Source organism: Rhodococcus sp. OAS809 (genome assembly GCF_040546695.1).
GTDB lineage: Bacteria > Actinomycetota > Actinomycetes > Mycobacteriales > Mycobacteriaceae > Rhodococcus_F > Rhodococcus_F qingshengii.
The window spans coordinates 2,011,064-2,036,297 of the sequence record NZ_JBEPOI010000002.1; the positions used below are offsets into that span (position 1 = coordinate 2,011,064).

Consider the following 25,234-nt stretch of genomic DNA (forward strand, 5'->3'; position numbering starts at 1 on the left):
ATTTGTCCAAGATCAGCCGGGATAGGGGTCACTCGCACGTTGCATCCGCAATCCGCTTCCCCACCAATCCAATTCACGAATCATCTTCTCGCTTGCATCGATCGCAATCGAATCGACGCCGTACGGCTCGTGTCCGAATTGCTTACGCACCCGGTGAATGGTCACGCTTTGACGCACCGAGACCATGTGCAACTCCGCCACCACTTGCCTCAGTTGCTCGACGGCCCGAACACCACCTGAAATCCCGCCGTAGGACACGAATCCGATCGGCTTGGCACGCCACTCGTGTTTCACCGAATCGAATGCGGTCTTGAGGGCAGCCGGATACCCGTGGTTGTATTCGGAGGTCACGGCGACAACAGCGTCGGCGCGCCCGATTCGCCGGCGGAAAACCTCCGTGGCAGGTGAATCCGAGAAATCCTGGGGCAACGACAGCTCTCTGAGGTCGATCACCGATACGTTCCACGACGGGTTCGCGGTTGCGCGCTCGACAAACCAGTCCGCCACTGCTCGTCCCATTCGCCCCTCGCGGACCGAACCTACGATGACTTCGACGTTCAAAGGTGCCATGAACGTCGATGCTAGCGACTGATCACGCAGTGATCCCGTCCGTGATGAGTGCTGCCAGTTCCCGATAAGCGCTGGCATCGTCCAGACCAGTTGCCCGGTAGACCGCGCGTTGCTGGATCCGAACCATCGTCGCCGCAGCGGCATCGGCGACAAATGATGCGTGTACCTGCCGGAATGCGCCCGAATCGACTCCCTCGACGATGAGCGATCGCACACGATCAGCAGCGATCGACGTGTTCTTCTCGTAGACCTGGCTCGCCGACACCGATTCGGCCAGGTCTTCCATGAACTGACTGGACGCCGCGGACAGCCGATCACCCACTGCTTCGAGATACACCGCGACTCGACGAGGCGGGGCCGTTTCGGCGGCGACTGCACTCTCCACTGCATCGGTCGCCGCCCGGAAGAAGTTCACTGTCACAGCCCGCACCAGATCCTCTTTGCCGGCCGCCACGGTGTACAAGGTGCTCTTGGAGCAGTGCAGACGAGCTGAGATCTCGTCGAGCGTGAGGTGGGCGAAACCCTCGCTCAAGAACAGTTCGACCAGTTGATCGAACAACTCTGCCCTGCGCGCAGTCGTCTTGTGAACCAGCCTTGCCATACCCACGACAGTACTGCAGTATCGTTCTCAGTACTACTACCTAGCTAGGAGCCGACCGTGCCCGTCGAACGCCTGATGCCCAGCCAAGAAGCTCGCGATCTCATCGAACTGACGCGTGATGTCGCGGACAAGGTACTCGCGCCCAAGGTCAACGAATACGAGAAGGCCGAGAAGTATCCAGACGGAGTGTTCCCCGCACTCGGACAGGCGGGCCTGCTGAGCCTTCCGTATCCCGAGGAGTTCGGCGGCGGCGATCAGCCGTACGAGGTGTACCTCCAAGTGCTCGAAGAGATCGCCTCACGCTGGGCAGCGGTTGCAGTGGCGGTGAGCGTGCACAGCCTGTCGTGCTTCCCGCTGTTCACCTTCGGCACCGACGAACAGAAGAACCGCTGGCTACCGGACATGCTGGGCGGCAACACCATCGGCGCGTACAGCCTTTCCGAAGCGCAGGCCGGATCCGACGCCGCCGCGTTGTCGTGCAAGGCGACGCCCACCGACGGTGGCTACCGCGTCAACGGCTCGAAAGCCTGGATCACCAACGGCGGCAAAGCGGACTTCTACAACCTCTTCGCACGCACCAGTGACGACGGTTCACGCGGCGTCTCCTGCCTCCTGGTGGACAAGGACACCGAAGGCCTCAGCTTCGGAAAACCCGAAGAGAAGATGGGGCTACGCGCGGTCCCCACTGCCTCCGCGAACTACGACGACGCCTTCATTCCTGAGGAGCGATTGATCGGTCAGCGCGGCCAGGGGCTGCCGATCGCCTTCAGCGCACTCGACTCCGGCCGACTCGGAATCGCTGCCGTTGCCGTCGGAATCGCTCAAGGCGCGCTCGACGACGCGGTCGCTTACGCGAAGGAACGCAAGGCATTCGGCAAGCGGATCATCGATCACCAGGGACTCGGTTTCGTGCTCGCGGACATGGCTGCCGCAGTCGACTCCGCGCGAGCCACCTACCTCGATGCAGCCCGCCGCCGCGACGCCGGAGTTCCGTATTCACGCAACGCGAGCGTCGCCAAGCTCGTGGCCACCGACGCGGCAATGAAGGTCACCACCGACGCCGTTCAGGTATTCGGCGGGTACGGATACACCCAGGACTTCCCCGTCGAGCGCTACATGCGCGAGGCCAAGATCACGCAGATCTTCGAGGGCACCAACCAGATTCAGCGATTGGTCATCGCGCGCCAACTGGCGGGATAGCCCCCCGATACGAATGCCCTCCCACACAGAGTGGGAGGGCATTCGGCATGGTGAAGTTCAGTCGCCGCAGCATCCACCCGAAGACGGAATCTCGCGGGTCTCACGGGTAATCGCGTTGCGGGCAGCCAGTTCCGAGTAGTCGGGGTAGTCCACGCGGACCAACGAAAGTCCGTGCGCCGGCGCAACGAGGATGGAACTGGATCGCGACGTTTCGTCGAGCAAACCTGCCACCCAGTCGGCGGTGCGCCGTCCCTCACCGACGGAGAGGACTGCGCCGACAAGACTGCGAACCATCGACCAGCAGAACGCATCGGCATTCACGTACGCCGTGAACACCGTGCCCTCTTGGGTCCAGTCGAAACGCTGCAGCTCCCGCACCGTCGTAGCGCCTTCTCGACGCTTGCAGAATGCCGCGAAGTTGTGCAGACCCAGCAGCCGATTCGACGCACCCTGCATCGCTCCGAGATCGAGTGGTTTGGGATACGAGACGGTGTCGCGTGCGCGTAGTGGTTCCACTCCGAACGCCGCGTTGGTCACCCGGTACTCGTAATAGCGTCGCATCGCGGAGAAGCGCGCATCGAAGTCACCCGGAACCACCGATATCTGTTTGACCCGAACGTCCTTGGGCAGAAATCGTGCAAGTCTGCGCACGAGTCGCGACGGATCGTCCGGGAGCAACTCTCCCGGAACGTCGACGTGCGCTACCTGACCGGTGGCGTGGACACCGGCGTCGGTTCGACCGGCAACGGTCAACTGAACCGGGCGTCGAAGCACCGTTCCCAACTTGTCTTCGATCTCACCGCACACGGTGCGCAGATCGGTCTGGCGAGCCCAACCCGAGAAGTCGGTGCCGTCGTAGGAGATGTCGAGCCGCAATCGAACGAGCCCGCCGTCCCCGATGGGGGCGGCGGGCTCGTTCGATTCAGCGTGTGCCGAAACCAAGGGAGACTAGTCCTTCTTGGCCTCTTCGGCCTCGGGAGCGTCGGCCGCAGTTGCGGTCTCGTTCTCGATGGCCTCGACGACTGCGTCAGCGTTCTCGACCTCAGCGTCGGTCGCGTCGGCCTCTACGGCCTCGACGACGTTCTCTGCGGCGGGAGCTTCCTGCGAGGACTTGACGCGACGAGCGCGGTCAGCCTCGGAGGTGACGGTCTTTTCCTTGACGAGCTCGATGATTGCCATCGGAGCGTTATCACCCTTGCGGGGGATCGTCTTGATGATGCGGGTGTATCCACCGTTACGGTCCGCGTAGAACGGGCCGATCTCGGCGAACAGGGTGTGAACGACATCCTTGTTGCGGATGACCTTCAGCACCTCACGACGGTGAGCCAGCGTGCCGGCCTTCGCGTGCGTGACGAGCTTCTCGGCGTAGGGGCGCAGTGCCTTGGCCTTGGACTCGGTGGTGGTGATGCGACCGTGCTCGAAGAGCGCGGTAGCCAGATTGGCGAAAATCGCCTTCTGGTGGGAAGCCGACCCGCCGAAGCGGGCACCCTTCTTGGGCTTGGGCATGATGATCTCCTAGTAAAGGACCTGAGCTGCTACAGCTGTTCGGTCTCGGCGTAGTCCTCGGTACCTTCGGCATCGCCGAAGGAACCGGCATCAGTGTCACTCCACGTTCCGGTGGCGGCGTCGTAGCCGGCAACGGTGGTGGGATCGAAGGATGCGGGGCTGTCCTTGAGGGACAGGCCGAGCGAATGCAGCTTGACCTTGACCTCGTCGATGGACTTCTGTCCGAAGTTGCGGATGTCGAGCAGATCGGACTCGGTACGGCCGACAAGCTCACCGACGGTGTGAACACCTTCGCGCTTGAGGCAGTTGTAGGAGCGGACCGTGAGGTCCAGATCCTCGATGGGGAGTCCGAAGGAAGCGATGTGATCGGCCTCGGCAGGCGAGGGTCCGATCTCGATTCCTTCTGCTTCGACGTTCAGCTCACGGGCCAGGCCGAAGAGCTCAACCAGGGTCTTGCCCGCCGAAGCGAGCGCGTCCCGTGCGGTGATGGAGTTCTTCGTTTCCACGTCGAGAACGAGCCGATCGAAGTCGGTGCGCTGTTCGACGCGAGTGGCCTCCACCTTGTAGGTGACCTTGAGCACCGGCGAGTAGATCGAGTCGACCGGGATACGGCCGATCTCTGCGCCGGACGCCTTGTTCTGAACGGCGGGGACATAGCCACGACCGCGCTCGACTACGAGCTCGATCTCCAGCTTTCCCTTGTCGTTCAGGGTGGCGATGTGCAGATCAGGGTTGTTCACGGTGACGCCTGCCGGGGGCACGATGTCGCCCGCAGTAACAGCGCCGGGGCCCTGCTTGCGGACGTACATGGTGACCGGCTCGTCCTCTTCGGAGTTCACGACGAGGCCCTTGAGGTTCAGGATGATGTCGGTGACATCTTCCTTCACGCCCGGGACGGTGGTGAACTCGTGGAGAACGCCGTCGATACGGATGCTGGTAACAGCAGCGCCGGGGATCGACGAGAGCAGCGTGCGGCGCAGCGAATTGCCGAGCGTGTACCCGAAACCTGGCTCCAGGGGCTCGATGACGAACTTCGAGCGGTTATCAGCGATGACCTCTTCGGTCAGCGTGGGTCGCTGAGAAATGAGCATTGGTATTTCCTCCTGTACGGACGTCCACTATTTGACGCCCACGATGGGAAAGGGCCTGCGGCCCTGTGAGTGGTTGAGGAGTCCGGAGACTCCTCAACCACTCACGGGGTGCGAAGCGCCTTACTTCGAGTAGTACTCGACGATGAGCTGTTCCTGCAGAGCGATGTCGATCTGCGCGCGCTCGGGAAGCTGGTGAACCAGGATCCGCAGACGCGAGCCGACAACCTGCAGCCACCCGGGAACCGGGCGATCGCCGACGGTCTCACGCGCAACCTGGAACGGAAGCGTGGAGAGCGACTTCTCCTTGACATCGATGATGTCGTACTGCGAGACGCGGTAGCTCGGGATGTCGACCTTCTTGTTGTTCACGAGAAGGTGACCGTGCGTGACCAGCTGACGTGCCTGACGGCGCGTGCGAGCGAGGCCTGCGCGGTACACGACGTTGTCGAGACGCGACTCGAGGATGCGAAGCAGGTTCTCGCCGGTCTTGCCGGGGCGGTTGTTCGCCTCCTTGTAGTACAGGCGGAACTGCTTCTCCATGACGCCGTAGGTGAAGCGAGCCTTCTGCTTCTCCTGCAGCTGGAGCAGGTACTCGCTCTCCTTGATACGCGCGCGGCCGTGCTGTCCGGGCGGGTACGGGCGACGCTCGAATGCCTGGTCGCCTCCAACGAGGTCGACGCGCAGACGACGCGACTTGCGGGTGATGGGTCCGGTATAACGTGCCATTTTCTTCTACCTATCCTTCCCGCTATACCCGACGCCGCTTGGGCGGACGGCAGCCGTTGTGCGGCTGGGGGGTTACATCGGAAATGGTGCCGACCTCGAGGCCAGCGGCCTGGAGGGAACGGATTGCGGTCTCGCGACCGGATCCCGGTCCCTTGACGAAGACGTCAACCTTCTTGACACCGTGCTCCTGCGCCTTACGGGCAGCGCTCTCAGCAGCAAGCTGAGCGGCGAAGGGAGTCGACTTACGCGAACCCTTGAAGCCGACGTGTCCCGAAGACGCCCAGGAAATGACATTTCCAGCGGGGTCCGTGATGGACACGATGGTGTTGTTGAAGGTGCTCTTGATATGAGCGGCGCCGTGCGGGATGTTCTTCTTATCCCTGCGACGCGTCTTCTGGGTCTTCTTCGGACCGGTGCTACGTGACTTCGGGGGCATTACTTCGCCTTCTTCTTGCCGGCAATGGTGCGCTTCGGACCCTTACGGGTACGGGCGTTGGTCTTGGTGCGCTGACCACGCACGGGCAGACCACGACGGTGGCGCAGGCCCTGGTAGCAGCCGATCTCGATCTTGCGACGGATGTCGGCCTGAACCTCGCGGCGAAGGTCACCCTCGACCTTGAGCGACTCCTCGATGTACTCGCGGAGCTTTGCCAGGTCCTCGTCCGAGAGGTCCTTGCTCCGGAGATCCGGGCTGACGCCGGTGGCGTCAAGGATTTCCTTGGAGCGGGTACGGCCGATGCCGTAGATGTATGTCAGTGCGATCTCCATGCGCTTTTCGCGAGGAAGATCAACACCAGAGAGACGTGCCATGGTGGCATTTCCTTATCGGTGTGCGGAGGTCTGCTCCCAGCCCTTCCCCTGTGCCTCTTGCCGAGTACCGACGCCCGAAGGCGCAGATGATCTCATCAACTAACTCAGTGGGGCCCCGGCCTCCGTGCCGGGGGTGAACCATTGTCCGACCTTGGCGATCGGTGAACGATCGCGTGGGGTCTCGTCAACAATGGCTGGTACTGGGAGGTCTTCTTTGCTTGTTGCCAAGCAGATCTTCGAAAAGCTAGATCTAGCCCTGACGCTGCTTGTGACGCAGGTTCTCGCAGATCACCATGACTCGACCGTTACGGCGAATCACTTTGCACTTCTCGCAGATCTTCTTGACGCTCGGCTGAACCTTCACGTCTTCTGATCTCCTGTTTTGTCGCAGCCTGCCGCGATGAACCGCAGCAGACATACTTCTCCCTGACCCAGGTCAGGTCCGGGAAGTTCGTTACTTGTAGCGGTAAACGATGCGTCCGCGCGACAAATCGTAGGGCGAGAGCTCTACGACAACGCGATCTTCCGGGAGGATGCGAATGTAGTGCTGACGCATCTTTCCGCTGATGTGGGCGAGGACCTTGTGGCCATTCTCGAGCTCAATGCGGAACATCGCATTGGGCAGCGGCTCGACTACTCGTCCTTCGACCTCGATGGCCCCGTCTTTCTTAGCCATATCCTCCGCGATCCGTTTGGTTTGGCATGCTTCGTGCATCGGCTTCCGTTACATTGGCACGCAATGGAAAGATCGTCGGCAGTTCGAAAGCCCGATCCCGGAGTGATCCGAGCGTAGGCACACGAACTATCGACGCGCATAGCGCACCGCCTAGCCATGTTACGCGATGTAAACGACCAGGCCAAATGCGCCTCCGGTCAGGGTGACGACGCACACCGCTCCCCCATCGAAAAAGTCCCAGCCTCGAAATGAGGCTGGGACTTCTCGAACATGAAACATGCTCGCTGCCAACACTTGTCAGCGACTGTGTCGACTACTCCGGCCGGAGTGTCAGAATCCGCGGACCGTCTTCGGTCACTGCGACAGTGTGTTCCCAGTGCGCCGCACGGGACCCGTCGGTCGTCACAACGGTCCAGTCGTCGTCGAGAATCACCGTGTCGGTGGTGCCGAGCGTGAGCATCGGCTCAATCGCCAGGCACGATCCGACAACCAGTTCAGGACCCTTACCCGGGGCACCTTCATTGGCGAGGAACGGATCCATGTGCATTTCCCGGCCGATTCCGTGTCCGCCGTATCCGTCGACGATGCCGTAGGAACGACCGTGCAACTTCTCGGCGGCATGAGTACCGACCTCGATCGCGTGCGAAACATCCGTCAGACGGTTGCCGGCGATCATTGCCGCGATCCCGGCTTCCATAGAAAGCCGAGTGGCTTCGCTGAGCTCCTGATCGGCGACGCTGATCTCACCGACACCGAACGTCCAAGCGGAGTCACCGTGCCATCCGTCGAGGATCGCGCCACAGTCGATGGAAACCAGGTCGCCTTCAGCCAGGATGTCCTGAGCTGAAGGGATTCCGTGAACGACGCGATCGTTGACCGAAGAGCAGATCGAGCCGGTGAAGCCGTGGTACCCGAGGAACGAGGGCACGGCGCCGGCGTCACGAATGACGGATTCAGCGACCGCGTTCAATTCCAAAGTGCTGACACCGGGCTTCGCCGCAGCGCGAACCGCCACCAGAGCCGAACCCACGATCGCGCCGGCAGCAGCCATCGCGTCGAGTTCGCCCGCGGAGCGGAACGGAACAACCTTGCGTTTGCGCCCGAAGACCATTACTTACCCAACGCTGCCAGTGCGCGAGCGTTGACCTCTTCGACCTCGCCGATCGCGTCGACGGAGACGATGCTGTCCTTGTAGTAATCGAACAGCGGTGACGTCTCGTCGCGGTAGACCCGGAGTCGGTTGCGAATGACGTCCTCGGTGTCGTCTGCACGACCACGGGCGAGCATACGCTCGACCACGATGTCCTCGTCGACGACGAAGGAGAGGACACCGTCGAGCTTGGTGTCGAGATCCTTCAAGATTCCCTCGAGTGCCTGAGCCTGTTCGACCGAGCGCGGAAATCCGTCGAGAAGGAAACCGTTTGCTGCGTCCGGTTCTGCGACGCGAGCCTTCACCATGTCGTTGGTGATCGAGCTCGGTACGAGTTCGCCGGCGTCGATGTACTTCTTTGCTTCCACACCGAGAGCGGTGGCCTGACCGATGTTCGCGCGGAAGAGATCACCCGTGGAGATATGGGGAACGCCGAACTTCTCGGACAAGATAGCGGCCTGGGTGCCCTTGCCGGCACCGGGAGGACCAAGGAGGACAAGTCTCACTTGAGGAACCCTTCATAGTTACGCTGCATTAGCTGACTCTCGATCTGCTTCACGGTGTCCAGGCCGACGCTGACCATGATCAGCACCGCGGTGCCACCGAACGGCAGGTTCTGCGCGCCGCCGCCGTTCCCGATGTCGAGGAACAGGTTGGGCAGAACAGCAATGGTGCCGAGGTAAATCGCACCCGGAAGGGTGATGCGACTCAGCACGTAGTTGAGGTAGTCCGCGGTCGGCTGACCGGGTCGGATACCGGGGATGAAGCCGCCGAACTTCTTCATCTCGTCGGCGCGCTCTTCGGGATTGAAGGTGATGGCGACGTAGAAGTACGTGAAGAAGACGATCAGGCCGAAGTAGATCGCGATGTACACCGGGTTGGCCGGATTCACCAGGTAGGTGTTGATGAGGCGCTGCCACCAACTGGGGTCGACCGCTGTACTGGCCGAAGTCAGCTGTGCAATCAAGTTCGGGAGGTACAGCAGTGAAGACGCGAAGATCACCGGGATGACGCCGGCCTGGTTCACCTTCAGAGGCAGGTACGTCGAGGATCCGCCGTACATCTTGCGTCCGACCATCCGCTTCGCGTACTGCACCGGGATACGACGCTGACCCTGCTCGACGAAGACGACACCGGCGATGATCAGCAGCGCTGCGAGGCAGACGAAGGCGAAGACCAGCGGACCACGGCTGTCGAGGATTGCCTTGCCCTCGCTCGGGATACGCGATGCGATACCGGCGAAGATGAGGAGGGACATACCGTTGCCGACGCCACGTTCGGTGATGACCTCGCCGAACCACATGACCATGGCAGCACCGGCAGTCATGACCAGCACGATGATGACAAGTCCGAAGATCGACTTGTCGGCGATGATGTCGTCACAGCCCTGGAGCAACTGTCCGCGTGCCGCAAGAGCGACGATGCCGGTCGACTGCAGGATTGCCAGAGCAATGGACAGGTAACGCGTGTACTGCGTCATCTTGGCCTGGCCGGACTGGCCTTCTTTCCGAAGTTCCTCGAACTTCGGAATCACCACGGTCAGGAGCTGCACGATGATGCTCGCCGTGATGTACGGCATGATGCCGATCGCAAAGATCGACATCTGCAGCAGAGCGCCGCCGGAGAACAGGTTGATCAGCGAGTAGATACCTGCTGAGTCACCGGAGTTGGCGATATCGATGCACTGACGCACACGGCCGTAGTCGACACCTGGGGACGGGATGAGAGCGCCGACCCGATACAGAGCCACCAAGCCGAGGGTGAAGAGGATCTTCCGCCTCAGGTCTGGGGTCCTGAGGGCCGAGACGAAGGCGGAAAGCAAAGATCCTCCTGGCACGACGGTAGGGAGACAGATCGTTTTGACCTGTCGAACTTTTGAACTCTAACAGTGAGCATTTGGGAACTAGGCGGGCAGACCACGAAAACCGGGTAAGCCGAAGATACATTTGCCACTCGGTGACCAGAATACTGGCCCGTCCGAGCACGCACGACCAATCTGTGACACGACCTCGTAGACGCCGATGGCCGCACCGCAGCAAACGCTGCGCTGCGGCCATCGGACTAGCTACGCGTGATCACTCACAGCTCGGTGGCGGAACCACCGGCAGCAGCAATCTTTTCCTTGGCGGAACCGGTGAACTTGTCGACGGTCACCTGAACGGCAACTGTCAGTTCGCCGTCGCCCAGAACCTTGACGAGCTGGTTCTTGCGGACTGCGCCCTTGGCGACGAGATCCTCGACCGTGATTGCTCCACCTTCGGGGAACAGACGGGCGATGTCGCCGACATTGACGACCTGGTACTCGACGCGGAACGGGTTCGTGAAGCCCTTGAGCTTGGGCAGACGCATGTGAAGCGGCATCTGTCCACCCTCGAAGCCCACGCGCACGGTGTTACGTGCCTTGGTGCCCTTGGTACCGCGACCTGCGGTCTTACCACGCTTGCCGCCCTCACCGCGTCCAACACGAATCTTGTTGGACTTGGATCCCGGAGCGGGGCGCAGGTGGTGCAGTTTGATGGTCATGGTTAGACCTCCTCAACTGTTACGAGGTGGCGCACCACGTTGATCAGACCGCGGTTCTGTGCGTTGTCCTCACGAACAACGGTCTGACGGATGCCCTTGAGACCCAGCGTGCGCAGAGAATCCTTCTGGTTCTGCTTGGTCCCGATGATGCTCTTGATCTGAGTGACCTTGAGATCTGCCATTACTTCACACTCCCAGCAGCCTGTGCGCGAGCGCGAAGCATGCCGGCGGGTGCAACCTCTTCGAGGGTGAGGCCGCGGCGAGCCGCAACTTCCTCGGGACGCTGCAGACCCTTGAGCGCAGCAACGGTCGCATGCACGACGTTGATGGCGTTGTCGCTACCGAGCGACTTCGACAGGATGTCCGCGATACCAGCGCACTCCAGCACGGCGCGCACAGCGCCACCGGCGATAACACCGGTACCGGGGCTTGCCGGGCGAAGCATGACGATGCCGGCAGCAGCCTCACCCTGAACGGGGTGAGTGATGGTGTTGGCGATCATCGGGACGCGGAAGAAGCTCTTGCGAGCCTCCTCGACACCCTTCTGGATGGCCGCGGGAACTTCCTTGGCCTTTCCGTAGCCGACGCCGACCAGTCCGTTGCCGTCTCCGACGATCACCAGAGCGGTGAAGCTGAAGCGACGACCACCCTTGACGACCTTGGAAACGCGGTTGATCGTGACAACGCGCTCGATGAACTGTGACTTCTCCGCAGCGTTTCCGCCACGGCCACCGTCGCGACGGTCACGGCCGCCACCACGGTTGTCCCCACGAGCGTTGCTGTTGTCACCGCTGTTGGGGCCATTCTGTCCGGCGGGTCCGCTTCCGCCGTCACGCCTTTGACGTCCCGGCATCAGGCTGTCCTTCCGTTGAAAATGTTGGTCATCAGAACTTCAACCCGCCTTCGCGAGCCGCGTCTGCCAGGGCCGCGATGCGACCGTGGTAGCCGTGTCCGCCGTGGTCGAAGACAACTGCTTCCACGCCGGCAGCCTTGGCGCGCTCGGCGATCAGCTGACCGACCTTCGCGCTCGCAGCCTTCTTGTCGCCTTCTGCCACGCGCACGTCTGCTTCGATGGTCGACGCGGAGGCCAGGGTGTGGCCGGCCAGGTCGTCCACGAGCTGGACGTGAATGTGGCGCGAGGACCGGTTGACGACCAAGCGGGGACGCTCGGGCGTGCCGGAGACCTTCTTGCGGAGACGGAAGTGACGACGCGTCTTCGAGAGACGACGCTTGGTGGACGCATCCTTGCCCAGCGGAATCCGCTTGGCTTTCTGGTTTGCAGTCTGGCTCATATCACTTACCCGTCTTTCCGACCTTGCGGCGGATCTGCTCACCCTCGTAACGCACGCCCTTACCCTTGTACGGGTCCGGACGACGGAGACGACGGATGTTGGCCGAGATCTGCCCGACCTTCTGCTTGTCGATGCCGGACACCGAGAACCGGGTGGGCGACTCGACGACGAAGGTGATGCCTTCAGGAGCCTCGATCGGCACCGGGTGGCTGAAGCCGAGCGCGAACTCGAGGTCCTTGCCCTTCAGTGCCACACGGTAACCAACACCGTGGATCTCCATCTTCTTCGTGTAACCCTCGGTGACACCGGTGATGATGTTCGCAACCAGGGTCCGCGACAGACCGTGCAGCGCGCGGCTACGACGCTCGTCGTCGGGGCGCGTGACGCTCAGCGAGCCGTCCTCTGCCTTTTCGATTGCGATGGGCTCGGAGATGGTCAGCGCGAGGGTGCCCTTGGGACCCTTGACGGTGACATCCTGGCCGCTGATCGTGACGTCAACGCCCGCGGGGACGGTGACCGGAATCTTTCCAATACGCGACATTGTGGTGGCCTCCCTTACCAGACGTAGGCGAGGACTTCCCCGCCTACTCCTTGATTGGCCGCCTGGCGATCGGTGAGCAGACCGGACGACGTGGAGATGATGGCCACGCCGAGGCCTCCGAGGACCTTGGGCAGGTTGGTGGACTTCGCGTAAACCCGGAGACCGGGCTTGGAAACGCGACGCACGCCGGCGAGGCTACGCTCGCGGCTGGGACCGTACTTCAGATCGACGATGAGGGTCTTGCCGACCTCTGCGTCTTCGGTACGGAAATCGGAGATGTAGCCCTCGCGCTTGAGGATCTCGGCGATGTTCGCCTTGATCTTCGAGTGGGGAAGCTTCACCTCATCGTGGTACGCCGTGTTGGCGTTGCGCAGACGCGTCAAGAAGTCTGCGATGGGGTCAGTCATGGTCATAGGTCGACCTCGACACCTTTCTCGCTGTGGTTCCCATGCAACACCGGACGAATCCGATCGTGGGCCTCCAGCAATTCGGCTGGGCCGTCCGACTTGTGTCAGACGGCGTAAGTTACCGCACCGAGCTGAACGCATGCGTCAGCCACGGCAACCGCTCTAGTGTAGGGAACTTTGGCGCAGGTGTCCACCGGGATCCCATGTCGCCTCCCCCACTGCCGCCCGAAGGATGCGATCGGGAAGCTATCGACGCACCCCGAAATCTGAACTGCTCGTTCGGCACCGAAGAACGACACCGACGAACGATGATCGCTTTCAACCAGAGTCGCAGCGGGGCAGTTCTTTTCAGGATCGGCACGATTCACATCTCGATGAAAACCACGAATGGGCGTGGGTTCCAAAGGAACCCACGCCCATTCACATGCGTGGTGTGACGAAGCCCGAGGGCCTCAGATCACCAAGAGCTCTTGCGAACTCCGGGAAGCTCGCCGGCGTGAGCCATCTCGCGAACGCAGATACGGCACAAGCCGAACTTGCGGAACACCGAGTGCGGGCGACCGCACCGCTGGCAGCGGGTGTAGGCGCGAACCGCGAACTTGGGCTTCTTGTTGGCCTTGTTGACCAATGCCTTCTTAGCCATGCGCTCAGTTCTCCTTGAACGGGAAGCCGAGGTGCTTGAGCAGTGCACGGCCTTCTTCGTTGTTGGTTGCGGTGGTCACGACGGTGATGTCCATGCCGCGGGGGCGATCGATCTTGTCCACGTCGATCTCGTGGAACATCGACTGCTCGTTGAGGCCGAACGTGTAGTTGCCGTTGCCGTCGAACTGGTTGCCCGAGAGACCGCGGAAGTCGCGGATACGGGGCAGAGCGACAGACACGAGGCGGTCCAGGAACTCCCACATGCGGTCACCACGGAGGGTGACGCGTGCACCGATGGGCATACCTTCGCGGAGCTTGAACTGCGCGATGGACTTACGTGCCTTGCGGATCTCGGGCTTCTGGCCCGTGATCAGCGACAGGTCATGGACAGCGCCGTTGATCAGCTTGGCGTCACGGGCAGCGTCGCCGACGCCCATGTTGACGACAACCTTGACGACGCCGGGGATCTGCATGACGTTCGAGTAGTCGAACTCGCTGTTGAGCGCGTCCTTGATCTCAGCGCGGTAGCGTGCCTTGAGGCGCGGCTGGACCTTGTTTTCGGTGGAGGTCATGTCAGATGTCCTTCCCGTTCTTCCGGGAAATCCGAACGCGCTTGCCGGACTCTTCGTCGGTGCGGTAGCCCACGCGGGTGGGGTTTCCGTCCGAGTCGACGACTGCAACGTTGGAAACGTGGATCGGGGCTTCCTGCGTGACGATGCCGCCGGAGGATGCTCCGCGCTCGTTCGCGGAAACCGCGGTGTGCTTCTTGATTCGGTTCACGCCTTCGACGAGGACCTTGTCGGTCGCGGGGTAGGCCTGAATGACCTTGCCCTTCGCGCCCTTGTCCTTGCCGGCGATGACCAGAACGGTGTCACCCTTGTGCACCTTCATCACAGCACCTCCGGGGCCAGCGAAACGATCTTCATGAACTTCTTCTCGCGCAGCTCACGGCCGACGGGTCCGAAGATGCGGGTTCCACGGGGATCACTGTCAGCCTTGATGAGCACTGCAGCGTTCTCGTCGAACTTGATGTAGGAACCGTCCGGACGACGGCGCTCCTTGGTCGTGCGAACGATGACGGCCTTGACGACCTCACCCTTCTTGATGTTTCCACCGGGGATTGCGTCCTTGACGGTGGCGACGATGACGTCACCGATCCCGGCGTAGCGACGTGACGAACCGCCGAGAACGCGGATGCAAAGGATTTCCTTGGCACCCGTGTTATCAGCGACGCGAACTCGCGACTCCTGCTGAATCACTTGATCTCCCTAGACCTGGAATTTCGTGCGCAACGGATTACCGACCCGGTGCGCGCGGTCATTGTTGCCACCTGCGTCGTGTCTGAGCTGCAGTCCCACCGACTGACGTCGGGAGACGATCACTGCAAGCACCGTTCGAGCTGCGCACGTGAAGACACACCTCTGCCACAGGCAACCGTTCTATTGTAGGGAAGGGTTCACCGAATACCAAATCAGCCGTACTCGACGCAACTCGAACCCTTCGCCCGGAAAGCCCCGAAAGCCCCCGGAAAGCCGAATGGCCCACTCCCCCAAGGGGAAGCGGGCCATTCGGTGATACTCGATCAGCTCGAGGATTCGATCAGGCTTACTTGGCCTTTTCGAGGACCTCGACCAGACGCCAGTGCTTCGTCGCGGACAGCGGACGGGTTTCCATCAGCTGAACGCGGTCGCCGACGCCGGCAACGCCGTTCTCGTCGTGCGCCTTCACCTTGGTCGTACGGCGGATGATCTTGCCGTAGAGCTTGTGCTTGACGCGGTCTTCGAGCTCGACCACGATCGTCTTTTCCATCTTGTCGGACACGACGTATCCGACACGGACCTTACGGCTCGCGCGCTCTTCTGTGCTCACTGCTTTTTCCTCACTCATGCCGCGTCACCTGCATCCGGACCCACAGCGAGTCCGAGCTCACGCTCACGCAGGACGGTGTAGATGCGCGCGATCTCGTGACGAACGGTGCGCAGTCGTCGGTTGTTGTCCATCTGGCCGGTAGCCATCTGGAAACGAAGGTTGAAAAGCTCTTCCTTCGACTCACGGAGCCGGGTGACCAGCTCGTCTTCACTGAGCTCGCGGAGCTCTGCTGCTGGGGTTCCAGTAGCCATCAGAACTGCTCCTCTCTGGTCACGATCCGGCACTTGCACGGGAGCTTGTGCATCGCGCGGCGCAGGGCCTCACGAGCAATCTCCTCGTTGGGGTATGTCATCTCGAACAGAACGCGTCCGGGCTTGACGTTGGCAATCCACCACTCGGGCGAACCCTTACCGGAACCCATTCGGGTTTCGGCCGGCTTCTTCGTGAGGGGGCGATCCGGGAAGATGTTGATCCAGATCTTGCCGCCACGCTTGATGTGCCGAGTCATGGCGATACGAGCGGACTCGATCTGCCGGTTGGTGATGTAGGCAGGCTCGAGAGCCTGGATGCCGTAGTCACCGAAGGTCACCTGGGTACCGCCCTTGGCGGCACCCGAACGGCTCGGGTGGTGCTGCTTGCGGTGCTTGACCCGCCGTGGGATCAACATGCGTCAGCCCTCCTGATTCTGTTCAGTTGCGGGAGCATCGGCGGTTGCGGTCGCTGCGCGGCCGGCCTCGGTGCTGGTCGCAGTGGTACCGGTGGCACCGGAACGACGCGGACGGCTCGGACGCTCACGACGCGGGCGATCCCCGGCCGGTGCGGCCGTGTTGGCGGCGAGCTCACGCTTGCCACCGACGATGTCGCCCTTGTAGATCCAGACCTTGACGCCGATGCGACCGAAGGTGGTCTTGGCCTCGTAGAGGCCGTAGTCGATGTCCGCACGAAGCGTGTGCAGCGGCACACGGCCTTCGCGGTAGAACTCCGACCGGGACATCTCGGCGCCGCCGAGACGACCGGAGCACTGAACGCGGATTCCCTTGACGTTGGGCTGACGCATGGCCGACTGGATGGCCTTGCGCATTGCACGACGGAAGGCAACGCGGTTCGAGAGCTGCTCGGCCACACCCTGTGCGACGAGCTGTGCTTCAGCTTCTGCGTTCTTGACCTCGAGGATGTTCAGCTGAACCTGCTTGCCGGTCAGCTTCTCGAGCTCGGAGCGGATGCGATCGGCTTCGGCGCCGCGGCGGCCGATGACGATGCCCGGACGTGCAGTGTGGATGTCCACGCGAACACGGTCACGGGTGCGCTCGATTTCGACCTTCGCGATTCCTGCGCGCTCCATGCCGGTGGCGAGGAGCTTACGGATCGCGACGTCTTCCTTGACGTACTCCGCGTACTGCTTGTCTGCGTACCAGCGAGACTTCCAGTCGGTGGTGATGCCGAGACGGAAGCCGTGCGGGTTGATTTTCTGGCCCACTACTGAGCACTTCCCTTCCGGCGATTACGGGTCGATGTTCCGGTCTTCGGCAGGCTCTCCACGATCACGGTGATGTGACTGGTGCGCTTGCGAATACGGAACGCACGTCCCTGTGCACGCGGCTGGAACCGCTTGAGGGTCGCGCCCTCGTCCACGAACGCCGTAGCAACGACAAGCGTGCTGGGGTCGAGGTCGAGGTTGTTCTCGGCGTTGGCTGCTGCGGAGGCGATCACCTTGGCGACCGGCTCGCTCGCTGCCTGCGGCGCGAACTTCAGGATGTTCAGGGCGTCTTCAACCGAGCGCCCGCGGACCAGGTCCACAACTCGACGTGCCTTCATCGGCGTAACGCGAACGTGCTTCGCTACAGCCTTGGCAGTCGGGTTGGCGGTTTCGGTGTTGCTCATCGCCTCTTCGCCTTCCGATCATCCTTGATGTGACCCTTGAACGTGCGGGTCGGTGCAAACTCTCCGAGCTTGTGTCCGACCATGGAGTCGGAAACGAACACGGGGACGTGCTTGCGGCCGTCGTGAACTGCAAACGTGTGGCCGATGAAGTCCGGGATGATTGTCGAACGACGGGACCAGGTCTTGATGACCTGCTTGGTTCCCTTTTCGTTCTGTACATCCACCTTCGCGAGGAGGTGGTCATCGACGAACGGGCCCTTCTTAAGGCTGCGTGGCATCCTTCACTCCCTCCTAGCGCTTGTTCTTGCCGGTGCGGCGGCGACGGACGATCATCTTGTCGCTTGCCTTGTTCTTGCGGGTACGGCCTTCAGGCTTACCCCACGGGCTGACCGGGTGGCGTCCACCTGAGGTCTTGCCCTCGCCGCCACCGTGCGGGTGGTCGACCGGGTTCATCACGACACCACGAACGGTCGGGCGCTTGCCCTTCCAACGCATACGGCCGGCCTTGCCCCAGTTGATGTTCGACTGCTCGGCGTTGCCGACCTCGCCGACGGATGCGCGGCAGCGCACGTCGACGCGACGGATTTCACCGGAAGGCATACGCAGCGTGGCGTAGCTGCCTTCCTTACCGAGGAGCTGGATGCTGGCGCCTGCGGAACGAGCCATCTTGGCTCCGCCGCCGGGACGCAGTTCCACACCGTGGATGGTGGTACCAGTCGGGATGTTGCGCAGCGGCAGGTTGTTGCCCGGCTTGATGTCGGCGCCTGCACCGGACTCGACCGGTGAACCCTGCACCAGGCCCTTGGGGGCGATGATGTAGCGCTTCTCACCGTCTGCGTAATGCAGGAGTGCGATGTTTGCTGTGCGGTTGGGGTCGTACTCGATGTGAGCGACCTTTGCCGGGATGCCGTCCTTGTCGTTGCGACGGAAATCGATCAGTCGGTATGCACGCTTGTGTCCGCCACCCTTGTGACGGGTGGTGATACGACCGTGTGCGTTACGTCCACCGCGACCGTGCAGCGGGCGAACCAGCGACTTCTCGGGGGTCGACCGAGTGATCTCGGCGAAGTCCGAGACGCTCGAGCCACGACGGCCCGGTGTTGTCGGCTTGTACTTACGGATTGCCATGAGTCTTCTCGTCCTCTATGTCTCGTCAAGTCCCGGCGCTTACGCGACCGGTCCTCCGAAGATCTCGATGGGCTTGCTGTCAGCGGACAGGGTCACGAGCGCGCGCTTGGTGTCCTTGCGCTTGCCGTAACCGAATCGGGTCCGCTTACGCTTGCCCTGACGGTTGGCGGTGTTGACGCTGGTCACCTTGACGCCGAAGACCTTCTCGACGGCAATCTTGATCTGCGTCTTGTTCGAGTCCGGGTGCACCAGGAAGGTGTAGGTGCCTTCCTCGATCAGTCCGTAGGACTTCTCGGAGATGACCGGAGCGAGCAGGATGTCGCGGGGGTCAGCGATGGTGCTCACTTGGCGTCCTCCTTGTTCTGAGCGCTCTCTGCGGGCCCGTGGATGAACGCGTTGAGTGCCTCGACGCTGAACACGACATCGTCTGCATTGAGCACGTCGTAGGTGTTGAGCTGGTCGGGTGCAATGGGATGCACGCCTTCCAGGTTCTGCACGCTCTTCCAAGCGGCTACATCCTGGCGACCCACGACGAGCAGCAGCTTCTTGCGATCCGAAATCTCGCCGAGGAACGCGATTGCGCCCTTGGTCGAAGGCGTCTGCCCTGCAACCAGTTCGGTGATGACGTGGATGCGCTCGTTGCGTGCGCGGTCAGAGAGGGCTCCGCGAAGAGCGGCTGCCTTCATCTTCTTGGGGGTGCGCTGGCTGTAGTCACGCGGCTGCGGGCCGTGAACGGTTCCGCCGCCGACGAACTGCGGTGCGCGAGTCGAGCCCTGGCGTGCGCGGCCGGTGCCCTTCTGGCGGTACGGCTTCTTGCCACCGCCGCGGACGTCGCCGCGGGTCTTGGTGGAGTGGGTTCCCTGACGAGCAGCTGCGAGCTGCGCGACGACAACCTGATGGAGAAGCGCGATGTTGGCCGGAGCGTCGAAGATCTCAGCGGGGAGATCGACGGTGCCGTTGGTCTTGCCGCCGGCGACCTTGACGTCCAGGGTCAACTTGGTCTCGGTGCTGGTCATGCCCGTGCACCACCCTTCACTGCACTCTTGACGATCACGAGGCCGCCCTTGCGGCCGGGGATCGCACCCTTGATCAGCAGCAGGCCGTTCTCTGCATCCACCTTGTGGACCGAGAGGTTCTGCGTCGTGATGCGGTCGCTACCCATGCGTCCGGACATGCGCATGCCCTTGAACACGCGGCCGGGAGTTGCACAGCCACCGATGGAGCCCGGGCGGCGGTGAACAGCCTGGGTACCGTGCGACGCGCCCTGTCCCTTGAAGCCGTGACGCTTCATGGTTCCGGCGAAGCCCTTGCCCTTGCTGGTTCCGGTGACGTCGACGTATGCGCCGTCCTCGAAGACCTCGGCGGTGAGCTCCTGGCCGACCTCGTAGTCGGAGGTGTCCGCAACGCGGAGCTCCACTACGTGGCGACGCGGGGTCACACCAGCCTTGGTGAACTGGCCGGAAGTCGGCTTGTTCACCTTGCGCGGGTCGATGGCGCCGAACGCGAGCTGAACGGCGCTGTAGCCGTCACGCTCTTCGGTACGGATCTGGGTTACGACGTTCGGCCCAGCCTTCACGACGGTGACCGGGACAACCCGGTTGTTCTCGTCGAAGACCTGGGTCATGCCGAGCTTGGTGCCCAGGATTCCCTTGATCTTGGTATCAGTCATTGTTTTTGTCTCCGCCGTCACTGAATGTTCACGTCGACACTGGCCGGAAGGTCGATGCGCATGAGCGCGTCAACCGTCTTCGGCGTCGGGTCGAGAATGTCGATCAGCCGCTTGTGAGTACGCATCTCGAAGTGCTCGCGCGAGTCCTTGTACTTGTGCGGCGAGCGGATGACGCAATATACGTTCTTCTCGGTCGGCAACGGCACAGGTCCAACGACGCGGGCACCCGTACGGGTTACCGTCTCGACGATCTTGCGCGCTGACGCGTCGATCGCCTCGTGGTCGTAGGCCTTGAGCCTGATGCGGATCTTTTGTCCCGCCACGCTTAGTGTCCTTTTCTTGCCGCGTTTCGTAGCCCGCCTGGTCAGGCTCGAGCTACCTCGTCTGCACAGTCCTTGCCTGGACGATGACACGACGAACACTGAAGCGATCGGGACCAAGTCCAAGTTCTCGGGAGTACCGAGATTCGGATCGAGATCAGGATCTGCTGCCGCTGTTCGTTTGTCATTGTTCTCCGGTACACGCGGTCGGGCGTGTCGCCTTCTCACTCATCCTGCGCCGGACAATCTTTCGATTATCTGGCGCGTGATGCGTACCGGACGTGTTCGATGTCGAACACAAAGTAGGTACTGCTTCCGTCCTGCATTACTTCTCGTCTTGCATGGTCACAGTCGTTGACCCGATTACCCTGACGGGATCTGCCATCGATCGTCTGTGACGTCTTACCCTTACCCGATCACGGCCGCAATCGACCGCGTCCCGGACAAGGCAACCCGACCAGTATGCCGTACCTGGCCCAAATCCTCAACTCCCCCGAACTGCCTTTTCCGAGTGAGCTGCGCGACAACAACCTTACTCAGAAGTAAGATACGCCTATGACTACCTCCAGCCCTACCTATCGCGGATGGCAGAAATTGCCGGACAACGCCCTCGGACATGCAGTTTTCTCGGCGGCGATGTCCATTCGCGTGCCCTATTTCGCCTCTGTTCTCCCCCGGGTGACCAAGTTGGAACCAGGGCTCTGCGAGGTCCGCTCCCCCAAATGGTGGGGCGTCCACAACCATCTCGGCACTTTTCACGCGATCGCTGCCTGCAACCTCGCGGAGGTCGCGATGGGCATGCTGAGCGAAGCGACGGTTCCGAACTCGCACCGCTGGATCCCCAAGTCGATGAAGGTCGACTACCTCGCCAAGGCCGAGACCGGCCTGCGGGCGGTCGCCCGACTCGAGACTTTGCCGGACTTCGCGGCGATCGAGAGTGGCACGGAACTTCTCGTTCCCATCTCGATCTTCGACCGGGGCGGCAAGGAAGTAGTCCACGCCGAAATCACCACCTGGGTCTCCCCCAAGTAGGCACTCACGAACCCGCCTGCATCGCAACCTGATTCGCCCGCCAAACAGGTTTCGCAGAATTAGGCACCACCGCAGGTTTCGGCGAATGACGATCGTGGAACACCTCCCCGAACGGCGATGGTCGGTCGGGGTGCCGGTGTCCGGAGGTGGGTTGCGTTCCGGGCACCACATTGTCGACCTCGCGTCACGCCGAGCACCGGGAGGCCTCGTGGAAGAGTTCTTGACCACAACGAGTTCCGAAGCAGGCACGCAGACCTCGTCGTATCCGGACGAGGCCGAGGGATTGGACAGCTTCCGGCGCGACCTCGACGCCATCGACGCTCTACTTCTCGAGACGGTGCGGCAGCGGCTGGAACTCTGCCTGCGCATCGGCGAGTGGAAGCGCTCCCGCGAGGTTCCGATGATGCAACCCGGCCGTGTCCGCCTCGTGCAGGAGCGGGCGCGTGAATTCGCCCGTAGACACGACCTCTCCCCCGACTTCTTCAACGCCCTGTACGAGCTGATGATTGCCGAGACCTGTCGACTCGAAGACCTGGTGATCAACGCACCTGTTGAGGAGGAGGACACTGTTCGGGAATCCGTCGGACCGAGATCAGGATCATCGACATGAGTTCCCGCACCCTTCTGGTGGACAATTACGACTCGTTCACCTACAACCTGTTCACCCTGTTGACCGAGGTCAACGGGGTTGTGCCGATCGTGGTCCGCAACGACGCGGATTGGGATTCCCTCGATCTCGCGTCGTACGACAACGTGGTCATCTCCCCAGGTCCCGGCCGGCCGGATCGCGACCGTGATTTCGGAATCAGCCGCCGTTTCATCGAAGAAGCGCCTCTCCCACTTCTCGGTGTCTGTCTCGGCCACCAGGGCCTGTGCGAGTTGTTCGGCGCGGACGTGGTGGTTGCGCCCGTACCGATGCACGGCCGAATTTCGCTGATCGATCACGACGGCTCGGGCATTTTTGCCGGACTTCCGTCGCCGTTCCGAGCTGTTCGCTACCACTCGTTGACCGTCGAGAATCTGCCGAACGCCTTCGTTCGTACCGCGTGGACGTCCGACGGTCTGCTCATGGGTGTCCGGCACCGGACCAAGCCGATGTGGGGAGTTCAGTTCCATCCGGAGTCCATCAGCACCGAGTTCGGCATAGATTTGCTCGCGAACTTCCGCGATCTGTCCGTCGGACGCACTCTGGATTCGGTGATCCGACCCGAACCTGTTCCGCAAACACCCGACCTGCGGCCGGCGATCAACTACGACGTCGACGACGTGATTCTCGATTTTGCAGTGGACCCGTCGGCGGCCTATGCAGCACTGTTCGCCGACGGCCCGAACGCGTTCTGGCTGGACCGCGCGGCAACCGCAGAGCCGAGTGCGCGCTTTTCGATTCTCGGCGATTCGTCGGGGCCGCTGGCTGAGTTCATCACGTACGACGTGCAAGCCGAGGTACTGACTGTCAGCCGAAAAGGCTTGTCCGACGAGCACATTCGAGTTCCGTTCTTCGATTACTTGGACGCACAACTCGCGACGCGCTTCGTGCCCTCCCATCCGGAACTCGACTTCAACCTCGGCTACGTGGGCTACCTCGGCTACGAACTGAAAGCACAGACCGGAGGAAGGGCAGTCCATCCGGCACCCACTCCTGATGCTGCTCTGGTGTTTGCCGACCGCGCCGTCGTCATCGATCACACCGCGGGCCGCACTCACGTTTTGAGGTTGCGCGAGAAAGTCCGCGACGCCGGCTATGACGATTGGCTCGAATCGACCGTCGACACTTTGGCGCGGATCGGCGCGGACCTTCCGGAACGCACCCCGGTTCCGCTGATCAGCGACACCGTCTGGACGCAGGCTCGCCTTCGGCATGATCGCGATCAGTACCTGTCGTTGATCGGAACGGCCCTCTCGGAGATCCGGGCGGGTGAGTCCTACGAGGTGTGTCTGACCAACATGGCGAGCGTCGACGAGACGATCGATGCACAGCAGGCGTTCGAGTATCTGCGCTCGATCAATCCGACGCCGTACAGCGCACTTCTCGACTTCACCGGTATCTCGGTGGTCTCGGCCTCGCCTGAGCGGTTCCTTCGTGTCGACTCGGACGGCAACGTCGAGTCCAAGCCGATCAAAGGGACCCGCCCGCGCGGCGTCACCCGAGCGCGTGATGCTGCCCTACGGCAGGACCTGCTCGACAGCGAGAAGGACCGCGCCGAGAACCTGATGATCGTGGACCTCACCCGCAACGACCTCACCAAGGTCTGCGTTCCGGGAAGTGTCCACGTTCCGAGGCTGTTCGCGATCGAGTCGTACTCGTCCGTTCACCAAATGGTGTCGACGGTGCGCGGACACCTGAGTCCGGGGTCGTCGGCGGTGGACTGTGTGCGTGCCGCGTTCCCCGGTGGATCGATGACCGGCGCCCCGAAGGTACGGACGATGGAGATCATCGACCGTCTCGAATCCGGCCCACGTGGGGTCTACTCGGGATCGATCGGGTACTTCGCGCTCGGTGGCGCCGCGGACCTCTCGATCGTGATCCGGTCGCTGGTCTGCACCGAGAGCGGCGTGACCTTCGGAATCGGCGGTGCCATCACAGCGTTGTCCGATCCGGAAGAAGAATTCGACGAGACCACGGTCAAGGCGTCCACGCTGCTCCGTGCGCTCGATGCGGTGTCCTCGCGGGTCCTCGAGTACGGCGGGTAGATCCAGCCATGACGGCGGCATCAGGCACAGCGACGGTTGTCGGCGGGCTGGGTGCCGTCGGATCCATGTTCGTCGAACTGCTTCGCGCCGGGGGGTCGACCGTCACCGTCGTCGACCCAGCAGGCAGCGATCCCGACGGAGATGTAGTCGTCGGAGACATCACGAAACCCAGTGAGCAAGTCCTCGCGCACGTGGAGTCCTCGCGCATCATCGTGCTCGCGGTTCCCGAACGGGTCGCTCTAGCCGCACTACCGAGCCTTCGGACATCCGGCGCTCTCGTTGTGGACACGCTGTCGGTCAAATCGCGGATGGACGCAGCAATCGCCGACGCCGGCCGAGAAGGGGAGTTCCTCGGACTCAACCCCATGTTCCGTCCGTCGCTCGGGCCACGCGGTCGGGCCGTCATCGCAGTGCCGTACGTCGGCGGTCCGCAGTCCGACAGATTCCTCGACATCGTGCGCTCGTGGGGCGCGTCGGTCGCGGTGATGGACGCCGATCGTCACGACCGGTTGGCTGCGGCCACCCAGGTTCTGACACACGCGTCGGTGCTGGCTTTCGGCGTTGCCCTGGCTGAACTCCGAGTTTCCGCGGACGAACTCCTCGCGGTCGCCCCTCCCCCGCATCGGACCTTGCTCGCGCTCCTGGCGCGTGTAGCCGGCGGCGAGCCGGAGGTGTACTGGGACGTGCAAGCGGGCAATCCGTATGCAGGTGCGACACGAAAAGCACTGTTCGATGCCACCGCACAGGTGGACAGGGCGGCCGAAACCCTCGGCGACTTCACGACGCTGATGAAAACCGCCGACGCAGCGCTCGACAATCGCTCAGGCGAATTGAACGCGGAGTGCCAGAGCTTGTTCGATCGCATTGCCGAAGGGCACAGAGAGATCGCCGAAGGGCACAGAGAGTAGG

The 25,234-nt window shown here is 62.2% G+C and carries 39 protein-coding genes; 5 read left to right on the forward strand and 34 right to left on the reverse strand.

Going from position 1 to position 25,234, the window contains the following annotated elements; genetic code table 11:
* Positions 1 to 12: 12 nt before the first annotated feature.
* Together ABIE52_RS12290 and ABIE52_RS12295 are read right to left on the reverse strand one after the other, a co-directional pair.
* Positions 13 to 570 carry an NADPH-dependent FMN reductase gene (locus ABIE52_RS12290; RefSeq protein ID WP_003940967.1) on the reverse strand — a complete coding sequence of 186 codons (558 nt, stop codon included), beginning with the start codon at positions 568 to 570 and terminating at the stop codon, positions 13 to 15.
* A 22-nt stretch (positions 571 to 592) separates the two neighbouring features.
* On the reverse strand, positions 593 to 1,171 hold the full coding sequence (locus ABIE52_RS12295) for a TetR/AcrR family transcriptional regulator (protein ID WP_192712586.1): 579 nt from the start codon (positions 1,169 to 1,171) through the stop codon (positions 593 to 595).
* A 57-nt stretch (positions 1,172 to 1,228) separates the two neighbouring features.
* Between ABIE52_RS12295 and ABIE52_RS12300 the strand changes: the two genes are divergently transcribed.
* Positions 1,229 to 2,371 carry an acyl-CoA dehydrogenase family protein gene (locus tag ABIE52_RS12300; RefSeq protein WP_007728582.1) on the forward strand — a complete coding sequence of 381 codons (1,143 nt, stop codon included), beginning with the start codon at positions 1,229 to 1,231 and terminating at the stop codon, positions 2,369 to 2,371.
* A 57-nt stretch (positions 2,372 to 2,428) separates the two neighbouring features.
* Here the strand turns inward: ABIE52_RS12300 and truA are convergent, their stop codons facing one another.
* The 32 genes from truA to rpsJ form a co-directional block, all read right to left on the reverse strand.
* On the reverse strand, positions 2,429 to 3,313 hold the full coding sequence (gene truA / locus ABIE52_RS12305; RefSeq protein WP_192712587.1) for a tRNA pseudouridine(38-40) synthase TruA: 885 nt from the start codon (positions 3,311 to 3,313) through the stop codon (positions 2,429 to 2,431).
* A gap of 6 nt (positions 3,314 to 3,319) precedes the next feature.
* Entirely contained in the window at positions 3,320 to 3,877 is a 558-nt protein-coding gene (gene rplQ / locus ABIE52_RS12310; RefSeq protein WP_054188117.1) for a 50S ribosomal protein L17, read from the reverse strand.
* 29 nt (positions 3,878 to 3,906) lie between these two features.
* Entirely contained in the window at positions 3,907 to 4,968 is a 1,062-nt protein-coding gene (locus ABIE52_RS12315; RefSeq protein WP_003941016.1) for a DNA-directed RNA polymerase subunit alpha, read from the reverse strand.
* A 120-nt stretch (positions 4,969 to 5,088) separates the two neighbouring features.
* On the reverse strand, positions 5,089 to 5,694 hold the full coding sequence (gene rpsD / locus ABIE52_RS12320; RefSeq protein ID WP_003940769.1) for a 30S ribosomal protein S4: 606 nt from the start codon (positions 5,692 to 5,694) through the stop codon (positions 5,089 to 5,091).
* A gap of 22 nt (positions 5,695 to 5,716) precedes the next feature.
* Complete coding sequence (gene rpsK / locus ABIE52_RS12325; protein WP_003940683.1) at positions 5,717 to 6,130, reverse strand: 30S ribosomal protein S11; 414 nt, start codon at positions 6,128 to 6,130, stop codon at positions 5,717 to 5,719.
* Positions 6,130 to 6,504, reverse strand: a complete 375-nt coding sequence (gene rpsM, locus ABIE52_RS12330) for a 30S ribosomal protein S13 (protein WP_003940834.1) — start codon at positions 6,502 to 6,504, stop codon at positions 6,130 to 6,132. The genes rpsK and rpsM overlap by 1 nt, the downstream gene beginning before the upstream one ends.
* A 250-nt stretch (positions 6,505 to 6,754) precedes the next feature.
* On the reverse strand, positions 6,755 to 6,868 hold the full coding sequence (rpmJ, locus tag ABIE52_RS12335; protein WP_003938068.1) for a 50S ribosomal protein L36: 114 nt from the start codon (positions 6,866 to 6,868) through the stop codon (positions 6,755 to 6,757).
* 90 nt (positions 6,869 to 6,958) lie between these two features.
* Positions 6,959 to 7,180: a translation initiation factor IF-1 gene (gene infA / locus ABIE52_RS12340; protein WP_003418601.1), complete on the reverse strand. Its 222-nt coding sequence runs from the start codon at positions 7,178 to 7,180 to the stop codon at positions 6,959 to 6,961.
* 313 nt (positions 7,181 to 7,493) lie between these two features.
* On the reverse strand, positions 7,494 to 8,291 hold the full coding sequence (gene map, locus ABIE52_RS12345; protein ID WP_003940806.1) for a type I methionyl aminopeptidase: 798 nt from the start codon (positions 8,289 to 8,291) through the stop codon (positions 7,494 to 7,496).
* On the reverse strand, positions 8,291 to 8,836 hold the full coding sequence (locus ABIE52_RS12350) for an adenylate kinase (RefSeq protein WP_003940868.1): 546 nt from the start codon (positions 8,834 to 8,836) through the stop codon (positions 8,291 to 8,293). Before ABIE52_RS12350 ends, map begins: the two co-directional genes overlap by 1 nt.
* Entirely contained in the window at positions 8,833 to 10,152 is a 1,320-nt protein-coding gene (secY, locus tag ABIE52_RS12355) for a preprotein translocase subunit SecY (RefSeq protein WP_003940773.1), read from the reverse strand. The genes ABIE52_RS12350 and secY overlap by 4 nt, the downstream gene beginning before the upstream one ends.
* 257 nt (positions 10,153 to 10,409) lie before the next feature.
* On the reverse strand, positions 10,410 to 10,853 hold the full coding sequence (gene rplO / locus ABIE52_RS12360; RefSeq protein ID WP_003940829.1) for a 50S ribosomal protein L15: 444 nt from the start codon (positions 10,851 to 10,853) through the stop codon (positions 10,410 to 10,412).
* Between the two features lie 2 nt (positions 10,854 to 10,855).
* Complete coding sequence (rpmD, locus tag ABIE52_RS12365; RefSeq protein ID WP_003940751.1) at positions 10,856 to 11,035, reverse strand: 50S ribosomal protein L30; 180 nt, start codon at positions 11,033 to 11,035, stop codon at positions 10,856 to 10,858.
* The gene (gene rpsE, locus ABIE52_RS12370; RefSeq protein WP_003940718.1) at positions 11,035 to 11,706 is read right to left on the reverse strand and encodes a 30S ribosomal protein S5; all 672 of its coding nucleotides are present in this window, start codon (positions 11,704 to 11,706) and stop codon (positions 11,035 to 11,037) included. The genes rpmD and rpsE overlap by 1 nt, the downstream gene beginning before the upstream one ends.
* A 31-nt stretch (positions 11,707 to 11,737) precedes the next feature.
* A complete protein-coding gene (gene rplR / locus ABIE52_RS12375) occupies positions 11,738 to 12,145 on the reverse strand; it encodes a 50S ribosomal protein L18 (RefSeq protein ID WP_003940996.1) in 408 nt (135 codons plus the stop codon).
* 1 nt (position 12,146) lies between these two features.
* Positions 12,147 to 12,686, reverse strand: coding sequence for a 50S ribosomal protein L6 (rplF, locus tag ABIE52_RS12380; RefSeq protein ID WP_003940970.1), 540 nt, complete (start codon positions 12,684 to 12,686; stop codon positions 12,147 to 12,149).
* 14 nt (positions 12,687 to 12,700) lie between these two features.
* A complete protein-coding gene (gene rpsH / locus ABIE52_RS12385) occupies positions 12,701 to 13,099 on the reverse strand; it encodes a 30S ribosomal protein S8 (protein ID WP_003940873.1) in 399 nt (132 codons plus the stop codon).
* 451 nt (positions 13,100 to 13,550) lie between these two features.
* A complete protein-coding gene (locus ABIE52_RS12390; RefSeq protein WP_003940698.1) occupies positions 13,551 to 13,736 on the reverse strand; it encodes a type Z 30S ribosomal protein S14 in 186 nt (61 codons plus the stop codon).
* Positions 13,737 to 13,740: 4 nt separating this feature from the next.
* Positions 13,741 to 14,307, reverse strand: a complete 567-nt coding sequence (rplE, locus tag ABIE52_RS12395; protein WP_003940924.1) for a 50S ribosomal protein L5 — start codon at positions 14,305 to 14,307, stop codon at positions 13,741 to 13,743.
* A gap of 1 nt (position 14,308) precedes the next feature.
* Positions 14,309 to 14,626 (reverse strand): 50S ribosomal protein L24, encoded by a 318-nt coding sequence (gene rplX / locus ABIE52_RS12400; protein ID WP_003941019.1) that lies wholly within the window; start codon positions 14,624 to 14,626, stop codon positions 14,309 to 14,311.
* Positions 14,626 to 14,994 (reverse strand): 50S ribosomal protein L14, encoded by a 369-nt coding sequence (gene rplN / locus ABIE52_RS12405; protein WP_003940951.1) that lies wholly within the window; start codon positions 14,992 to 14,994, stop codon positions 14,626 to 14,628. Before rplN ends, rplX begins: the two co-directional genes overlap by 1 nt.
* A gap of 346 nt (positions 14,995 to 15,340) precedes the next feature.
* A complete protein-coding gene (gene rpsQ / locus ABIE52_RS12410; protein WP_003941020.1) occupies positions 15,341 to 15,622 on the reverse strand; it encodes a 30S ribosomal protein S17 in 282 nt (93 codons plus the stop codon).
* Positions 15,619 to 15,855: a 50S ribosomal protein L29 gene (gene rpmC, locus ABIE52_RS12415; RefSeq protein WP_003940734.1), complete on the reverse strand. Its 237-nt coding sequence runs from the start codon at positions 15,853 to 15,855 to the stop codon at positions 15,619 to 15,621. Before rpmC ends, rpsQ begins: the two co-directional genes overlap by 4 nt.
* The gene (rplP, locus tag ABIE52_RS12420; RefSeq protein WP_003940899.1) at positions 15,855 to 16,271 is read right to left on the reverse strand and encodes a 50S ribosomal protein L16; all 417 of its coding nucleotides are present in this window, start codon (positions 16,269 to 16,271) and stop codon (positions 15,855 to 15,857) included. Before rplP ends, rpmC begins: the two co-directional genes overlap by 1 nt.
* Before the next feature lie 3 nt (positions 16,272 to 16,274).
* Entirely contained in the window at positions 16,275 to 17,081 is an 807-nt protein-coding gene (gene rpsC / locus ABIE52_RS12425) for a 30S ribosomal protein S3 (RefSeq protein WP_003941003.1), read from the reverse strand.
* Positions 17,081 to 17,485, reverse strand: a complete 405-nt coding sequence (gene rplV / locus ABIE52_RS12430) for a 50S ribosomal protein L22 (RefSeq protein WP_003940717.1) — start codon at positions 17,483 to 17,485, stop codon at positions 17,081 to 17,083. Before rplV ends, rpsC begins: the two co-directional genes overlap by 1 nt.
* A complete protein-coding gene (gene rpsS / locus ABIE52_RS12435) occupies positions 17,482 to 17,763 on the reverse strand; it encodes a 30S ribosomal protein S19 (RefSeq protein ID WP_003940820.1) in 282 nt (93 codons plus the stop codon). The genes rplV and rpsS overlap by 4 nt, the downstream gene beginning before the upstream one ends.
* Positions 17,764 to 17,776: 13 nt before the next feature.
* Complete coding sequence (gene rplB, locus ABIE52_RS12440) at positions 17,777 to 18,613, reverse strand: 50S ribosomal protein L2 (protein WP_003940895.1); 837 nt, start codon at positions 18,611 to 18,613, stop codon at positions 17,777 to 17,779.
* A gap of 39 nt (positions 18,614 to 18,652) precedes the next feature.
* The gene (gene rplW, locus ABIE52_RS12445; RefSeq protein WP_003940990.1) at positions 18,653 to 18,958 is read right to left on the reverse strand and encodes a 50S ribosomal protein L23; all 306 of its coding nucleotides are present in this window, start codon (positions 18,956 to 18,958) and stop codon (positions 18,653 to 18,655) included.
* Positions 18,955 to 19,629, reverse strand: coding sequence for a 50S ribosomal protein L4 (gene rplD, locus ABIE52_RS12450; protein ID WP_003940723.1), 675 nt, complete (start codon positions 19,627 to 19,629; stop codon positions 18,955 to 18,957). The genes rplW and rplD overlap by 4 nt, the downstream gene beginning before the upstream one ends.
* Complete coding sequence (rplC, locus tag ABIE52_RS12455) at positions 19,626 to 20,282, reverse strand: 50S ribosomal protein L3 (protein ID WP_003940826.1); 657 nt, start codon at positions 20,280 to 20,282, stop codon at positions 19,626 to 19,628. Before rplC ends, rplD begins: the two co-directional genes overlap by 4 nt.
* A 17-nt stretch (positions 20,283 to 20,299) precedes the next feature.
* Positions 20,300 to 20,605, reverse strand: coding sequence for a 30S ribosomal protein S10 (gene rpsJ, locus ABIE52_RS12460; protein WP_003938093.1), 306 nt, complete (start codon positions 20,603 to 20,605; stop codon positions 20,300 to 20,302).
* A 552-nt stretch (positions 20,606 to 21,157) separates the two neighbouring features.
* Here rpsJ and ABIE52_RS12465 point away from each other — a divergent pair.
* The 4 genes from ABIE52_RS12465 to ABIE52_RS12480 all read left to right on the forward strand — a co-directional run bounded on the left by ABIE52_RS12465 (position 21,158) and on the right by ABIE52_RS12480 (position 25,233).
* Positions 21,158 to 21,634: a hotdog fold domain-containing protein gene (locus tag ABIE52_RS12465; RefSeq protein ID WP_003940943.1), complete on the forward strand. Its 477-nt coding sequence runs from the start codon at positions 21,158 to 21,160 to the stop codon at positions 21,632 to 21,634.
* Between the two features lie 85 nt (positions 21,635 to 21,719).
* Complete coding sequence (locus ABIE52_RS12470) at positions 21,720 to 22,244, forward strand: chorismate mutase family protein (protein WP_019747551.1); 525 nt, start codon at positions 21,720 to 21,722, stop codon at positions 22,242 to 22,244.
* The gene (gene pabB, locus ABIE52_RS12475; protein ID WP_065352168.1) at positions 22,241 to 24,325 is read left to right on the forward strand and encodes an aminodeoxychorismate synthase component I; all 2,085 of its coding nucleotides are present in this window, start codon (positions 22,241 to 22,243) and stop codon (positions 24,323 to 24,325) included. Before ABIE52_RS12470 ends, pabB begins: the two co-directional genes overlap by 4 nt.
* 8 nt (positions 24,326 to 24,333) lie before the next feature.
* Entirely contained in the window at positions 24,334 to 25,233 is a 900-nt protein-coding gene (locus tag ABIE52_RS12480; protein ID WP_065352167.1) for a prephenate dehydrogenase dimerization domain-containing protein, read from the forward strand.
* The last annotated feature ends 1 nt before the right edge of the window (position 25,234 follow it).